The sequence below is a fragment of the Pseudocitrobacter sp. CD920760 genome, from assembly GCF_057782505.1.
The window spans coordinates 3,316,993-3,330,431 of sequence record NZ_CM173490.1 but is presented as its reverse complement, the minus strand read 5'-3'; the positions used below and the strand labels follow the sequence as shown (position 1 = coordinate 3,330,431).

Here is a 13,439-nt window from a genome sequence, read left to right as displayed (position 1 = left end):
ACGAATCCGAGTCTCAAATATCAGGGGTGTAAAAATGGAAACAACTAAGCCTTCATTTCAGGATGTACTGGAGTTTGTTCGTCTGTTCCGTCGTAAAAACAAACTGCAGCGTGAAATTCAGGACGTTGAGAAAAAGATCCGTGACAACCAGAAGCGCGTACTGCTGCTGGACAACCTTAGCGACTACATCAAACCGGGCATGAGCGTTGAAGCGATTCAGGGCATCATTGCCAGCATGAAGAGCGATTACGAAGATCGCGTTGATGATTACATCATCAAAAATGCCGAAATTTCTAAAGAACGTCGCGACATCTCTAAAAAGCTGAAAGCGATGGGCGAACAGAAGGTTGCTGAGCCGAAAGCTGAGTAATTTTTTCATCAGGCGGCCTCCGTGCCGCCTGAATGCTATCTGACGCCGCCTTCCACCATGGGCAGCAAATACTTTTTCGGCCACAACGTATTGCCCTCGTTTCTCTCCAGCTCAACCATCACGGCATCTACATCGTGTTTCGTCCTGTCGAGCATTAATCCCATCACGCTTCCGCTGTGTGCGATGCTCACGCCATACAGTGAAAAACGCGCCACAATATCCAGCACGCGCTGAAAACCCGGTTTCGGTAAAATTAACTGGCTGGCGATAGCGCTAAGCGTCGCGGCTTCCCCCAGCAGGCTGGCACAGCCTGTTTCACATGCCTGACGGGTTTTTTGCCAGGCTTGCTCCAGTTGGGGTGCGCCGGTAAGCAGTGCCGCATGCCTGTCGAGGCGGTGATAGTCTGCGGTTTGTAGCGTATGTGGGCTTTCCAGCACCAGAATATCGAGCTGCGGTTGTTGCGAACCGGCGGTTTGCGCATGGCCCTGATTATGATCGAACAGCGTCAACTGGCGAAAAGGCGTGCTATCGGTGGGCTCAAGGTTAACGCAAAGCTGTGCCAGCGTCTGTTCAGAGAGTGTTTTATCAAAATAGCGCGCGGTGGCGACAGCGGTGGCGGCAATATCTGCCGTACTGCTGGCCATCCCTTTGGCGACCGGAATGAATGAGTGCAGATTAATGCGCAACTGCTGGCTCCACTCCGCCGGAAGTTCCCACAGAGCCAGCAACTGATTGACCATTGCGCGCGTCAGCGGACGTTCATCATCAGCCGGTTTACCGGCTTTAACTTCCACGGTGCTGTAAAGCCCAACCGGGCAGGAGATTAATTTCTCACTTCCCTGGATCCAGCCCTGAATCAGTTCCCCGCAGGATGCGGGGCATTGTGCAACGGCCACGCTGTCACCTTATTAGCCCTATTTTCCAGGTCGGTATTATAAATTGAATAAACCGCTGCGGCGCAATAGATTGTTTTAGCGCAAAATTGCAACGGAGTATGAGCGCTACACTGACTCCGTAATTAAGCCGATAGGTCAGACACGTAATGTGTCAGGGAAGAGGGTGTAAATCCCTCGCAGCCCCCGCTGCTGTAATGCTGACGAACCCGTAAATACCACTGATCGTGAGATTGGGAAGGACGGGCGAGAACGACGCTAAGCCAGAAGACCTGCCTGTCGGTACATCTCAACAACTTCGGTGGGAAGTGGGTTGCTCAGAAGCGTGCGGTCGGCAGACCGGGAACACGCGCATCTCGACGTACCCCTACCACCCTGAGCAGGATCAGGGCATGGCGGCAAAGCATCACGCATTTATTCTGGCAGGCACCGGTAGCGGCTGTGGTAAAACCACGGTAACGCTTGGCTTGTTGAATGTGCTGAAACAGCGCGGATGGCGAGTGCAGCCGTGGAAAGTCGGGCCCGATTACCTCGACACCGGCTGGCATACGGCGATTTCCGGCGTGGCGTCGCGTAATCTCGACAGTTTCATGATCCCCGCGCCTGCGCTGAACGCCTTGTTCAGCGAACAGATGCAGCATGCCGATATCGCGGTGATTGAAGGCGTGATGGGGCTGTACGATGGCCTCGGTATCGACCCCAATCAATGCAGCACCGCTGCGATGGCAAAACAGCTCGGTTGCCCGGTCATTTTGCTGGTGGACGGCAAAGCGGTCTCAACCTCGATTGCGGCAACCGTGCTGGGTTTTCAGCACTTCGATCCCTCTCTGAATATCGCTGGCGTGATTGTCAATCGCGTCAACAGCGACAGCCATTTCCAGCTTCTCAAATCCGCCATTGAGCGCTACTGCACATTGCCGGTCATGGGTTATGTGCCCACCGTGGCGGGCGTCGCGTTGCCGGAGCGGCATCTCGGGCTGGTGACGGCGCGGGAGTCGGTTGTTGAACAGCAACCGTGGCAAGATTTTGCCGACACGCTGGGACGCACGCTCGATATCGAAAAACTGCTGACCCTGAGCGAGATGAAAACCCTGCCGCAGGGCGAATGGCCGCCAATACCCTCGGTGGGCGAAGGTGAGCGTCTGACGCTTGCGCTGGCCGATGATGAAGCCTTCAATTTTTACTACCCGGACAACATTGCGCTGCTTAAACGTGCAGGCGTCGACATCGTCCGCTTTAGCCCACTTCACGATAACGTGCTACCGGAATGCCAGATGATCTGGCTCGGCGGCGGGTATCCGGAGATCCACGCGAAGGCGCTGGCGGCAAATCAGCCGATGCTCAATCAGTTGCGCAAGGCACATGCACGCGGCGTGGCTATCTACGCCGAATGCGGCGGCCTGATGTATCTGGGCAGCTCGCTGGAAGATGCGCAGGGTACAACTCATCTCATGGCGAATATCATTCCCGGTCACAGCAAAATGGGCAAACGGCTGACGCGCTTTGGCTACTGCGAGGCGCAGGCGCGGGAAAATACGCTGCTGGCGGCGGCGGGGGAATGGCTTCGCGGGCACGAATTTCACTACTCCGATTTCACGCCGGAAACGCCGGCAGTGCTGGATTGCCGCAAAGTACGCGACGGGAAAATCCTGCAAACCTGGTCCGGTGGCTGGCAGGTGGGTAACACCTTCGCCAGCTATCTGCATATTCATTTCGCCCAGCGCCCGATGATGCTCGCGCATTGGTTGAATGCGGCAAGGAGCGCCCAATGACCCTGCTTGCCTGGTGTATCGCCTGGATACTCGACCTGCTTATTGGTGACCCGCAAAGCTGGCCTCACCCGGTGCGCTGGATAGGCTCCCTTATCACCCGCGTACAAAAAACGGTGCGCCGCTATTGCCACAGTGACCGCGCGTTGCGGATTGGCGGCGGTGTGATGTGGCTGGTGGTGGTCGGTCTGAGCTGGGCTGTCGCCTGGGGCGTACTGGCGCTGGCTTACGCGATACATCCGTGGCTAGGCTGGGCAGTGGAGGTCTGGATGATCTTCACGGTACTGGCCGGGCGCTGTCTGGCGAATGCGGCCCGCGACGTTGAACAACCGCTACGCGCGGGTGATTTAGCACAAAGCCGGATAAAACTGTCGTGGATTGTGGGGCGGGATACCTCGCAACTTCAACCTGCGCAAATCAACCGTGCGGTGGTTGAAACCGTCGCCGAAAACAGCGTCGACGGAATCATCGCGCCGCTCTTCTTCCTGCTGCTCGGCGGTGCGCCGCTGGCGATGGCTTATAAAGCGGTGAATACGCTGGACTCCATGGTCGGCTACAAACATGAAAAATACCGCGCGATTGGTATGGTGAGCGCCCGGCTGGACGACGTCGCCAACTTCATTCCCGCGCGCCTGAGCTGGCTGCTGCTCAGCGCCGCCGCTCTGCTTTGCCGCGACAACGCCGCTGCCGCGTTCCGCATTGGCTGGCGCGATCGCCATAACCACAGCAGCCCCAACTGCGCATGGTCTGAAGCGACCGTCGCCGGGGCGTTGGGCATCCGCCTGGGCGGGCCGAATGACTATTTTGGTGAGCGCGTTGAGAAGCCGTGGATCGGTGACGAGCAACGCGACATTGCCGTAGACGATATTTCCCGAACGATTCGACTGATGTGGGTTGCTTCCACGCTGGCGCTGGTGCTGTTTATGGCAGTCCGGTGGCTGGTGATGGGCGCGGCCTGAGGAGTAGCACATGGATTACATTCGCCAGCCGCAGGCCATTGAGGCTAAAAGCTTTGACATTATCGGCGAGATTATTCGCGAAACGCGGCCCGATTGTCAGTTTGCCAGTCCGCTACACGAAGCCATCGTCAAGCGCGTCATTCATACCACTGCTGATTTCGAGTGGCTGGATATTCTGTGGTTTTCTCCGGATGCGCTGGCGCGTCTGACGGCAGCCCTGAGTCGCCCTTGCACGCTCTACACCGACACCACCATGGCGCTATCGGGGATTAACAAACCGCTGCTGGCAAGCTTTGGCGGCGAATGCCGCTGCTACATCAGCGACCCGCGCGTGGTGCGCGAAGCCAAAGCGCAGGGCATGACGCGTTCGATGGCCGCCGTGGATATCGCCGTGCGCGAAGAGGGTGAGAAAGTCTTTGTCTTCGGCAACGCGCCGACCGCGCTGTTCCGCCTGCTGGAGCTGAACGTGCCGGTCAGCGGTGTGGTTGGCGTACCGGTTGGTTTTGTCGGTGCCGCGGAATCCAAAGACGCGCTGACTCATAGTGCACTGCCCGCCATTGCCGCGCTGGGGCGTAAGGGCGGCAGTAACGTGGCGGCGGCGATTGTGAACGCCATTCTCTACCACTTGCGGGATGCAAAATGAGCGACGCCGCGTTTGACGCCCCGGTCTGGCACAACGGTAAACCGCTGCGCAAAGGCTACACCACCGGTTCCTGCGCCACTGCCGCCGCGAAAGTGGCGGCGCTGATGGTGCTGCGTCAGCACATTATTCATCAGGTCTCGATCGTGACGCCCTCTGGCGTGACGCTCAATCTGAACGTTGAATTGCCGCAAATTGAAGGGCAACAGGCTGTGGCGGCAATCCGTAAAGACGGCGGCGATGATGTTGACGCCACGCACGGCATGTTGATTTTTGCCCGCGTGACGCTCAACGACAGCGGCGAAATTGTCTTACGCGGCGGGGAAGGCGTGGGCACCGTGACTCGCAAAGGCGTGGGCCTGCCGCTCGGCAGCGCGGCGATTAACCGCACCCCGCGTCAGACCATCGAAGCTGCCGTTCGCGAGGCGATTGGCCCGGCGCGCGGCGCAGAGGTCGAGATTTTTGCCCCGGAAGGCGAAGCGCGGGCGCAGAAAACCTACAACGCCCGGCTCGGTATTCTGGGCGGGATCTCGATTCTTGGCACGACCGGTATCGTCACGCCCATGTCGGAGGAGAGCTGGAAACGCTCCCTGTCGCTGGAACTGGAAATCAAGCGCGCTGCGGGCCTCACCCGCGTGGTACTGGTGCCGGGCAATCATGGTGAACGTTTTGTCCGCGAGCAACTCGGCATCGATAGCGACGTGGTGGTCACCATGAGCAACTTTGTCGGCTATATGCTGGATGAGGCCGTGCGCCTTGGGTTCCGGCACATTGTGCTGATTGGTCACCCTGGAAAACTGATCAAAATTGCCGCCGGGATTTTCCATACCCATAGCCATATTGCCGATGCGCGGATGGAAACGCTGGTGGCGCATCTGGCGCTGCTTGGCGCGCCGCTGGATCTGCTGACGCAGGTGAGCGATTGCGATACCACCGAGGCGGCGATGGAGCACATCGACGCCTTTGGTTATCAGCGCATCTACAACCATCTTGCCGAACGTATTTGTCTTCGCGTGCAGCAAAAACTGCGCTTTACCAAAACGCCGCCCGTATGCGACGCCATCATGTTTGCCTTTGACAACCAGGTGCTGGGGAGCAATCGCCCGGTCGAAGAGATCGTGGAGGCGCTGCAATGTTAACGGTCGTGGGGATGGGGCCTGCCGGGTTAACGCTTATCACCCCGCTGGCAAGCGAGGCTATCGCACAGGCGCAGGTGCTGGTCGGGGCCAAACGCCATCTGGCGCAGTTTCCTGCGTTTAAGGGCGAGCAGCGTCTGCTTGATGCCGATATCCCTCAGTTGCTGGCGTGGATAACCGCGCATCGGCATAAAAATATCGTGGTGCTGGCTTCCGGCGACCCGCTTTTTTACGGCATCGGCACGCGAATGGTGGCCTACTTTGGCCGCGAAAACGTGCGCATCGTGCCGGGGATCAGCGCGGTGCAATACCTGTGCGCCCGCGCAGGAGTAGACATGAATGAGATGTGGCTCACCAGTAGCCACGGGCGCGATGTGTCGTTTGATGAACTGGCCCGACACCGCAAAGTGGCGATGGTGACCGATAGCCGCTGTGGCCCGCGCGACATCGCGCAACAGCTTACGGCAAGAGGAAAAGGGCACCGCTGGATGGTGATTGGGGAACATCTGGCGATGGAAAATGAACAGATCCACTGGCTGCGCGTCAGTGAGGTCAATGCCGACTACGGCATGAACACGGTGGTGATCCTCGATGAAAGATGAACTGTTTCTGCGCGGCGAGAAGGTGCCAATGACCAAAGAGGCCGTGCGTGCGCTGGCCTTATCGAAACTGGATTTACATCACGCGCGCCATTTTATTGATGTGGGGGCGGGCACCGGTAGCGTCTCCATTGAAGCCGCGTTGCACTTTCCGGCGTTAAAGGTGACCGCTATCGAGCGCAACCCGGCGGCGCTGGCACTGATGGCGCAAAACTGCCGCCATTTTGCTTGCGAAAATATTGTGCGCATTCAGGCCGATGCGCCTGTGGTGGTGGACGAAAAAGCCGACGCTATTTTTATCGGCGGCAGCGGCGGGAACCTGGCGTTGCTGATTGACTGGGCGCTTGAACAGCTGCATCCCGCAGGGCGTCTGGTGATGACCTTTATTTTGCAGGAAAACCTCAATAGCGCGCTGGCACATCTGCAACAGCGCGGCATTGCTCCGCTTGATTGCCAACAGATTCAGGTTTCGGCCCTGAGTCCGCTCGGCAGCGGCCACTATTTCAAAGCCAACAACCCCGTCTATGTCATCGCCTGTCAGAAGGAAGAAGCGCATGTCTGAAACATTCGATCCCCGTTGCGTCTGGTTTGTCGGCGCAGGCCCTGGTGACCGGGAACTGATTACCCTCAAAGGCTATCGTCTGTTACAGCAGGCGCAGGTGGTGATTTACGCCGGGTCATTGATTAACACCGAACTGCTGGAGTACTGCCCACTGGAAGCGGAGTACTACGACAGCGCGGAACTGCATCTCGCGCAAATTCTCGATGTGATGGAAGCGGGCATAAAAGCGGGCAAAACCGTGGTGCGCCTGCAAACGGGCGATGTCTCGCTGTATGGTTCGGTGCGCGAACAGGGCGAAGAACTCACCCGCCGTGGTATCGCCTGGCAGGTTGTCCCGGGCGTCAGCGCATTTCTTGGCGCGGCGGCGGAACTCGGCGTCGAATATACGGTACCGGAAGTCTCGCAAAGCCTGATTATCACGCGCCTGGAAGGCCGTACCCCGGTACCCGCACGCGAACAGCTCGAATCTTTTGCTCAGCATCAGACCTCAATGGCGATTTATCTCTCCGTTCAGCGCATCCATCGCGTCGCCGAGCGCCTGATTGAGGGCGGCTATCCTGCCAGCACCCCGGTTGCGGTGATTTACAAAGCAACCTGGCCGGAAAGCCAGACCGTGCGCGGTACGCTGGCGGATATTGCGGACAAAGTGCGCGAAGCGGATATACGCAAAACGGCGCTCATCCTCGTGGGCGCGTTCCTGGGCGAGGAGTATCACTACTCAAAACTCTATGACGCGGAATTCAGCCATGAATACCGCAAAGCCTGAATCCATCGCGCTGTTTTGCCTGACGCCCGGCGGTGTTGAACTGGCGAAACGGCTGTCGGCCCTGTTGCCGATGACCTGCTTTACCCGCGACGAATTGCTGGAACCGGGTTTTTTGCCCTTTGACGGCGGTTTTGCCCACGCGGCGCGTACGGCGTTTGCGCGCGATTCCGCACTGATTTTTATCGGCGCGACCGGCATTGCCGTGCGCGTGCTGGCCCCGGCGATCGCAGATAAGTTCAGCGATCCGGCAGTGGTCGTCATTGATGAGCGCGGTCAGCACGCGATCAGCCTGCTCTCCGGTCACATGGGTGGGGCGAACGCGCTGACGCGTAAGCTGGCGGGTTTGCTGGGGGCTGACCCGGTCATTACCACTGCAACCGATGTTAACGAGTTGGCTGCACTCGACACGCTGGCCGTTGCGCTGAATGCGCGCATGAAGGATTTTCGCGCGGCGGTAAAAACGGTTAATCAGATGCTGGTTAGTGGAAAACGCGTGGGGTTGTGGTGCGAGCCGGAATTTCGCGAGGCGCTTAATCAGTGTGATGTGCGCGGGTTTATCCCCGTGGCGTCGTTGCAGTCGCTACCGCCGCTGGACGGGGTGGTTTGCATTACGCTGGCACGCGAGCTTCCCGACATCGCCATTGCGCACTGGAAGCTGGTACCGCAGCGGATCGTAGCGGGCATTGGCTGTCGTCGCGATACCGATTCGGCGCTGCTGGCAACGTTATTCGCCCGCCAGATGGCGGCGTACGGTGTTGACCCGCTGGCGCTAAAGGCGATTGGCAGCATCTCACTGAAAAAAGAGGAACCGGCGCTCAATGCGCTGGCTACCGCATACCGCGTGCCGTTTTACACCTTCAGCGCTGAGGCGTTGCGCGAACACGAACACCGATTTACCTCCTCTGATTTTGTCCGCCAGACGGTGGGCGTCGGCAGCGTCTCTGGCCCGTCGGCCTGGTTGCTGAGCGAGGGAAATATCTCAGGAGAGACCCTGCGTGAACAGGGCGTCACCATCACTTTGGGAGTAGCACACTGATGTTAACCGTTATTGGAATTGGCCCTGGATCGCAGGCAATGATGACCATGGAAGCGGTGGAAGCCTTGCAGGCCGCAGAAATCATCGTCGGCTACAAAACCTACACCCACCTGGTGAAAGCCTTTACCGGTGAAAAGCAGGTGATCAAAACCGGGATGTGCAAAGAGATTGAGCGTTGCCAGACAGCTATTGACCTGGCGCAAGCGGGGCACAAAGTGGCGCTTATCAGCAGCGGCGATGCCGGTATTTACGGCATGGCGGGGCTGGTGCTGGAGCTGGTCAGCAAACAGAAATGTGATGTGGAAGTGCGCCTGATTCCCGGCATGACCGCCAGTATTGCGGCGGCATCATTGCTTGGTGCGCCGCTGATGCATGACTTCTGCCACATCAGCCTGAGCGACCTGCTGACACCGTGGCCGGTCATTGAAAAACGCATTATCGCCGCCGGAGAGGCTGACTTTGTTATCTGCTTCTATAACCCGCGCAGCCGGGGCCGCGAAGGGCATCTGGCGCGTGCGTTTGAGCTGCTGGCGGGCAGTAAAAGTGCCGACACGCCGGTGGGGGTAGTGAAATCGGCGGGGCGTAAGAAAGAGGAAAAATGGGTGACCACGCTTGGCGAGATGGATTTCACGCCGGTGGATATGACAAGCCTGGTGATTGTCGGCAATAAAACCACCTATGTGCAGGATGGCCTGATGATCACGCCGCGAGGGTATGTGCTGTGAGTTTCGGCGATGTGTTGGTCATTGGCGGCACCAGCGATGCGCGGATGATCTGCCTGCTGCTGGATGCCGCGAATGTGCATTACACCCTTTCCGTTGCTACGCCAACCGGGCAGCAACTGGCGGGCGATATTCGCGGCCAGGTACGTTGCGGGCGGCTGGAGCTGGCGCAGATGGTGACGTGGTTAAAGGAAAACAACACGCGCTGGGTGATCGACGCGTCGCATCCTTACGCCGAAGTCGTGAGCCGTAACGTACTGCGCGCCTGCGAAGCGGCGGGCGTAGTGCTGAGCCGCTATCAGCGCCCGGAACAGCTCCGCGATCTCACCCATCCGTTGCTTCATTTTGTGCCAGATATCCGCCAGGCGTGCGACGTGGCGAAGCGTTTTGGCGAGCGCGTAGTGCTCACCACCGGCAGTAAAGATTTAGCGCTGTGGCGCGCAGGCCTGCCGGAGAAAACGCTGCTGGCCCGCGTATTACCGGTGCCTGAAGTGATAAACCAGTGTGTCGAACTGGGTTTCGGTGTGGGCGAGATTTTCGCTCTCTGCGGCCCGTTCAGTGCGGAGTTTAACGCCGCTTTTTACCGCCAGTGCCACGCCGATGTGGTGATTACCAAATCCTCAGGCGCTGAGGGCGGTTATCAGGAAAAAGTACAGCCCTGTCTGGATGCGGGCATTCCCTGCATCGTGATTACGCGCCCGGCACCGCTGGTGTCGGGGGAGGAACTACTGGAAAACCGCGCCGATGTGCAGCGGCGTATTGTACGCTGGCTGGCGACGGCGGAAGGAGAGAATCGATGAAAAAAGCCCTTCTGGTCGTCAGCTTCGGCACCAGCTATCCCGAAACCTGCGAGAAAAATATCGTAGCCTGCGAGCGTGAGCTCGCCGCCAGTTGCCCGGATCGCGACCTGTTTCGCGCCTTCACTTCCGGGATGATTATCCGCAAGCTGAAACAGCGCGACGGCATCGAAATTGACACCCCGTTACAGGCGTTGCAAAAACTGGCAGAGCAGGGATATCAGGATGTGGCGATTCAATCGCTGCATATTATCAACGGTGATGAGTACGAAAAGATTGCCAGCGAAGTGCAATCTCTGCGCCCGCTATTTTCCCGCCTGACGCTGGGCGCGCCTTTGCTGAGCACTCACGATGACTACGTTGAGCTGATGTCAGCGTTACGCCTGCAAATGCCCGCGCTCACCGCGAAAGAGAAAGTCGTCTTTATGGGCCACGGTGCCAGCCACCATGCCTTTGCCGCCTATGCCTGTCTCGACCATATGATGACCGCGCAGCAATTTCCTGCGCGCGTCGGCGCGGTTGAGAGTTACCCGGAAGTGGACGGTCTGATTGCCAGCATGCAACGCGAAGGCGTGAGTGCGGTTCACCTGATGCCGCTGATGCTGGTCGCGGGCGATCATGCGATTAACGACATGGCTTCTGATGAAGAAGACTCCTGGAAAACCTTATTTAACGCCGCCGGGATCCCCGCCACACCGTGGTTGTGTGGGCTGGGTGAAAACCCGGAGGTGCGGGCGATGTTTGTGAAGCATCTGCATCAGGCACTTAACGAAACCCTGGGAGAAGCCGCATGACGGGGAAATTATATGCGTTGAGCACCGGGCCGGGGGCATCTGACCTGATTACCGTACGCGCCGCCCGCACGCTGGGCTCACTCGATATTCTCTATGCACCCGCCGGACGCAAAGGCGGCGACAGTTTAGCGCTCTCTATTGTGCGGGAGTATCTCGGCGAGCAGACGGAAATTCGCTGCTGCCACTTCCCGATGAGCGCCGACAGTGCGGAAAAAGAAGCTGTCTGGAACGATGTTGCCGCCGCGCTGGTGCAGGAAGTGGAAGCCGGTAAACAGGTCGGATTTATCACGCTGGGCGACGCGATGCTGTTCAGCACCTGGGTCTTTCTGCTGGCCCGTATTGGCAATCCAGACTGGCTGGAGATTGTGCCTGGCGTGACCTCGTTTGCCGCCATCGCCGCCCGCAGTAAAACGCCGCTGGCAATGGAGCAGCAGTCGATGGCGGTGATCGCATGTACCGCGCCGGAAGCGGAGATTGCTCAGGCGCTGGCGCAGCACGACAGCCTGGTACTGATGAAAGTGTATGGTCGCTTCGCCCGTATTAAGGCGCTACTGGCGCAGGCGGAGCTGCTGGAGTGCGCGTTGATGATGGCAGAAGCCACGCTTCCCGGCGAACAGTGCTGGCACAACCTGGCTGACGTCAGTGATGACCAGCCGTTGCCGTACTTCTCAACCATTCTGGTCAATAAACAGTGGAGGACCGCACAATGATGCTGGAAAAACAGCTCAAACAGCTTTCCCTGAGCGGCCTGGCCGCGGCGCTGCTGCTGATGGTGGTGCCCGAGCAGGCATTCGCCATGCACATTATGGAAGGTTTTTTACCGCCGATGTGGGCGCTGGCCTGGTGGCTGCTGTTTCTGCCGTGCCTGTGGTACGGCTTAGTGCGCCTGCGCCGCATCGTGGCGGAAGATAATCATCAGAAGGTGCTGCTGGCGCTGTGTGGGGCGTTTATCTTCGTGCTCTCCGCACTGAAAATTCCGTCGGTCACCGGAAGCTGTTCGCACCCCACCGGGGTAGGTCTGGCAGTGATTCTGTTTGGCCCCGGCGTGGTGGCGATTTTGGGCGCCATTGTTCTATTGTTCCAGGCGCTGTTGCTGGCGCACGGCGGGTTAACCACGCTGGGCGCCAACGGCATGTCGATGGCGGTCATTGGCCCGGTGGTTGGGTATCTGGTGTGGAAAATGGCCTGCCGCGCCGGGCTGCGTCGCGATGTGTGCGTGTTTTTGTGCGCCATGCTGGCGGATCTGGTGACCTATTTCGTCACTTCAGTACAGCTGGGCGTTGCGTTCCCGGACCCTGAAACGGGCGCGACAGGATCCATCGTCAAATTTATGGGGATCTTCTGCCTGACGCAGATCCCGATTGCTATTGCTGAAGGGTTATTAACGGTGCTGATTTACGATCAGCTCACCAAACGACAGTTGATTTCCGTACAGGGGCATTAAATGAAAAAGACGTTGATTCTGTTGGCGATGGTAATTGCGCTGGTGATCCTGCCGTTTTTCATTAATCACGGCGGCGAATATGGCGGGTCGGACGGTGAAGCGGAAAACCAGATTCAGGTAGTCGCGCCTGACTATCAACCTTGGTTCCAGCCGCTGTATGAGCCCGCCAGCGGTGAGATTGAAAGTTTATTGTTCACGCTGCAAGGCTCCATTGGCGCGGCGGTGATTTTCTATATTCTTGGCTACACCAAAGGACGCCAGCGTCGTGATGACCGGGCTTGACCGCATCAGTTATCAGAGCCGCTGGCGACATATCGCGCCGGAGTGGAAATTTCTGCTCTGGCTGCTGCTGATGGTGCTGGCATTTACGCTGCCCGTTCTCGGGCGCGTGATGACGCTGCTGTTTACCGCCGCGCTGACCTGCTTTGTGGCACGCATTTCCCTGTGGCGCTGGTGCCGCTGGATGGCGCTGCCGCTGGGGTTTTTGCTGGTGGGCGTGCTGACGATTTTGTTCAGTATCGGTCGCGACCCGCAAAGCCTGTGGTGGGGCATTTCCATTGGCGATTACTGGCTGGGCATGACGCCTTCAGGGCTTATCACCGCCAACGACACATTCTGGCGCAGCCTGTGCGCGTTGTCGGCGACGTTCTGGTTGGTGCTTAATCTGCCGTTCGATCAGCTTATCGTGTTGCTACAGCGCGCGCGCGTGCCGCGCTTAATCACCGAACAAATTCTGCTGACCTGGCGCTTCATTTTTATCCTGTTAGATGAAGCACTGGCCATTCATCGCGCACAGACGCTGCGTTTTGGGTATCGTAGTCTGCCGAAAGGCTATCGCTCGCTGGCGATGCTGGTTGGGTTGCTGTTCACGAGGGTGCTGATGCGTTATCAACAGATGGCGACGACGCTGGATATCAAACTTTATCAGGGTGATTTTCACCTTTAGGGGCCC

17 protein-coding genes and 1 riboswitch are annotated in these 13,439 nt (G+C 58.4%); of the genes, 16 read left to right on the top strand and 1 reads right to left on the bottom strand.

Annotation, left to right across the window (positions count from 1 at the left end):
- The first annotated feature begins 34 nt into the window (after nucleotides 1-34).
- Nucleotides 35-370, top strand: coding sequence for a DUF496 family protein (locus tag AC1MKH_RS15715; protein WP_015963878.1), 336 nt, complete (start codon nucleotides 35-37; stop codon nucleotides 368-370).
- Nucleotides 371-405: 35 nt separating this feature from the next.
- On the opposite strand, the gene AC1MKH_RS15710 is transcribed toward AC1MKH_RS15715, so the two are convergent.
- Nucleotides 406-1,266, bottom strand: coding sequence for a GHMP family kinase ATP-binding protein (locus AC1MKH_RS15710; RefSeq protein ID WP_276220433.1), 861 nt, complete (start codon nucleotides 1,264-1,266; stop codon nucleotides 406-408).
- 115 nt (nucleotides 1,267-1,381) lie between these two features.
- Nucleotides 1,382-1,557: riboswitch (cobalamin riboswitch) on the top strand.
- Nucleotides 1,558-1,655: 98 nt separating this feature from the next.
- Here AC1MKH_RS15710 and AC1MKH_RS15705 point away from each other — a divergent pair.
- The 15 genes from AC1MKH_RS15705 to AC1MKH_RS15635 are packed head-to-tail and all read left to right on the top strand — an operon-like array spanning nucleotide 1,656 to nucleotide 13,433.
- Nucleotides 1,656-3,035: a cobyrinic acid a,c-diamide synthase CobB gene (locus tag AC1MKH_RS15705; protein WP_276220432.1), complete on the top strand. Its 1,380-nt coding sequence runs from the start codon at nucleotides 1,656-1,658 to the stop codon at nucleotides 3,033-3,035.
- The gene (cbiB, locus tag AC1MKH_RS15700; RefSeq protein ID WP_276220431.1) at nucleotides 3,032-3,991 is read left to right on the top strand and encodes an adenosylcobinamide-phosphate synthase CbiB; all 960 of its coding nucleotides are present in this window, start codon (nucleotides 3,032-3,034) and stop codon (nucleotides 3,989-3,991) included. Before AC1MKH_RS15705 ends, cbiB begins: the two co-directional genes overlap by 4 nt.
- Nucleotides 3,992-4,001: 10 nt before the next feature.
- Nucleotides 4,002-4,634: a cobalt-precorrin-8 methylmutase gene (locus AC1MKH_RS15695; RefSeq protein ID WP_276220430.1), complete on the top strand. Its 633-nt coding sequence runs from the start codon at nucleotides 4,002-4,004 to the stop codon at nucleotides 4,632-4,634.
- Nucleotides 4,631-5,770, top strand: coding sequence for a cobalt-precorrin-5B (C(1))-methyltransferase CbiD (gene cbiD, locus AC1MKH_RS15690; protein ID WP_276220429.1), 1,140 nt, complete (start codon nucleotides 4,631-4,633; stop codon nucleotides 5,768-5,770). Before AC1MKH_RS15695 ends, cbiD begins: the two co-directional genes overlap by 4 nt.
- Nucleotides 5,764-6,369 carry a cobalt-precorrin-7 (C(5))-methyltransferase gene (locus AC1MKH_RS15685; protein WP_276220428.1) on the top strand — a complete coding sequence of 202 codons (606 nt, stop codon included), beginning with the start codon at nucleotides 5,764-5,766 and terminating at the stop codon, nucleotides 6,367-6,369. The genes cbiD and AC1MKH_RS15685 overlap by 7 nt, the downstream gene beginning before the upstream one ends.
- Nucleotides 6,359-6,928 (top strand): decarboxylating cobalt-precorrin-6B (C(15))-methyltransferase, encoded by a 570-nt coding sequence (locus tag AC1MKH_RS15680; protein ID WP_276220427.1) that lies wholly within the window; start codon nucleotides 6,359-6,361, stop codon nucleotides 6,926-6,928. Before AC1MKH_RS15685 ends, AC1MKH_RS15680 begins: the two co-directional genes overlap by 11 nt.
- Complete coding sequence (locus tag AC1MKH_RS15675; RefSeq protein ID WP_276220426.1) at nucleotides 6,921-7,694, top strand: cobalt-precorrin-4 methyltransferase; 774 nt, start codon at nucleotides 6,921-6,923, stop codon at nucleotides 7,692-7,694. Before AC1MKH_RS15680 ends, AC1MKH_RS15675 begins: the two co-directional genes overlap by 8 nt.
- On the top strand, nucleotides 7,675-8,730 hold the full coding sequence (gene cbiG / locus AC1MKH_RS15670) for a cobalt-precorrin 5A hydrolase (RefSeq protein WP_276220425.1): 1,056 nt from the start codon (nucleotides 7,675-7,677) through the stop codon (nucleotides 8,728-8,730). The genes AC1MKH_RS15675 and cbiG overlap by 20 nt, the downstream gene beginning before the upstream one ends.
- A complete protein-coding gene (locus AC1MKH_RS15665; protein ID WP_276220424.1) occupies nucleotides 8,730-9,455 on the top strand; it encodes a precorrin-3B C(17)-methyltransferase in 726 nt (241 codons plus the stop codon). Before cbiG ends, AC1MKH_RS15665 begins: the two co-directional genes overlap by 1 nt.
- Nucleotides 9,452-10,252, top strand: a complete 801-nt coding sequence (locus AC1MKH_RS15660; RefSeq protein WP_276220423.1) for a cobalt-precorrin-6A reductase — start codon at nucleotides 9,452-9,454, stop codon at nucleotides 10,250-10,252. Before AC1MKH_RS15665 ends, AC1MKH_RS15660 begins: the two co-directional genes overlap by 4 nt.
- Nucleotides 10,249-11,043 (top strand): sirohydrochlorin cobaltochelatase, encoded by a 795-nt coding sequence (gene cbiK, locus AC1MKH_RS15655; protein WP_276220422.1) that lies wholly within the window; start codon nucleotides 10,249-10,251, stop codon nucleotides 11,041-11,043. Before AC1MKH_RS15660 ends, cbiK begins: the two co-directional genes overlap by 4 nt.
- Nucleotides 11,040-11,753: a cobalt-factor II C(20)-methyltransferase gene (locus tag AC1MKH_RS15650; protein WP_276220421.1), complete on the top strand. Its 714-nt coding sequence runs from the start codon at nucleotides 11,040-11,042 to the stop codon at nucleotides 11,751-11,753. Before cbiK ends, AC1MKH_RS15650 begins: the two co-directional genes overlap by 4 nt.
- Nucleotides 11,750-12,487 carry a cobalt ECF transporter S component CbiM gene (gene cbiM, locus AC1MKH_RS15645; protein WP_189622863.1) on the top strand — a complete coding sequence of 246 codons (738 nt, stop codon included), beginning with the start codon at nucleotides 11,750-11,752 and terminating at the stop codon, nucleotides 12,485-12,487. The genes AC1MKH_RS15650 and cbiM overlap by 4 nt, the downstream gene beginning before the upstream one ends.
- Nucleotides 12,488-12,769 carry an energy-coupling factor ABC transporter substrate-binding protein gene (locus AC1MKH_RS15640; protein WP_015963893.1) on the top strand — a complete coding sequence of 94 codons (282 nt, stop codon included), beginning with the start codon at nucleotides 12,488-12,490 and terminating at the stop codon, nucleotides 12,767-12,769.
- The gene (locus AC1MKH_RS15635) at nucleotides 12,756-13,433 is read left to right on the top strand and encodes an energy-coupling factor ABC transporter transmembrane protein (protein ID WP_276220533.1); all 678 of its coding nucleotides are present in this window, start codon (nucleotides 12,756-12,758) and stop codon (nucleotides 13,431-13,433) included. The genes AC1MKH_RS15640 and AC1MKH_RS15635 overlap by 14 nt, the downstream gene beginning before the upstream one ends.
- Nucleotides 13,434-13,439: the final 6 nt, after the last annotated feature.

Bases quoted from the DNA above. Each gene is read 5' to 3' on its own strand.
- cbiK (WP_276220422.1), top strand. From the start codon at position 10,249: ATGAAAAAAGCCCTTCTGGTCGTCAGCTTCGGCACCAGCTATCCCGAA.
- AC1MKH_RS15705 (WP_276220432.1), top strand. From the start codon at position 1,656: ATGGCGGCAAAGCATCACGCATTTATTCTGGCAGGCACCGGTAGCGGC.
- cbiM (WP_189622863.1), top strand. From the start codon at position 11,750: ATGATGCTGGAAAAACAGCTCAAACAGCTTTCCCTGAGCGGCCTGGCC.
- cbiB (WP_276220431.1), top strand. From the start codon at position 3,032: ATGACCCTGCTTGCCTGGTGTATCGCCTGGATACTCGACCTGCTTATT.
- cbiD (WP_276220429.1), top strand. From the start codon at position 4,631: ATGAGCGACGCCGCGTTTGACGCCCCGGTCTGGCACAACGGTAAACCG.
- AC1MKH_RS15635 (WP_276220533.1), top strand. From the start codon at position 12,756: ATGACCGGGCTTGACCGCATCAGTTATCAGAGCCGCTGGCGACATATC.
- AC1MKH_RS15685 (WP_276220428.1), top strand. From the start codon at position 5,764: ATGTTAACGGTCGTGGGGATGGGGCCTGCCGGGTTAACGCTTATCACC.
- cbiG (WP_276220425.1), top strand. From the start codon at position 7,675: ATGAATACCGCAAAGCCTGAATCCATCGCGCTGTTTTGCCTGACGCCC.
- AC1MKH_RS15650 (WP_276220421.1), top strand. From the start codon at position 11,040: ATGACGGGGAAATTATATGCGTTGAGCACCGGGCCGGGGGCATCTGAC.
- AC1MKH_RS15715 (WP_015963878.1), top strand. From the start codon at position 35: ATGGAAACAACTAAGCCTTCATTTCAGGATGTACTGGAGTTTGTTCGT.
- AC1MKH_RS15680 (WP_276220427.1), top strand. From the start codon at position 6,359: ATGAAAGATGAACTGTTTCTGCGCGGCGAGAAGGTGCCAATGACCAAA.
- AC1MKH_RS15665 (WP_276220424.1), top strand. From the start codon at position 8,730: ATGTTAACCGTTATTGGAATTGGCCCTGGATCGCAGGCAATGATGACC.
- AC1MKH_RS15695 (WP_276220430.1), top strand. From the start codon at position 4,002: ATGGATTACATTCGCCAGCCGCAGGCCATTGAGGCTAAAAGCTTTGAC.
- AC1MKH_RS15640 (WP_015963893.1), top strand. From the start codon at position 12,488: ATGAAAAAGACGTTGATTCTGTTGGCGATGGTAATTGCGCTGGTGATC.
- AC1MKH_RS15675 (WP_276220426.1), top strand. From the start codon at position 6,921: ATGTCTGAAACATTCGATCCCCGTTGCGTCTGGTTTGTCGGCGCAGGC.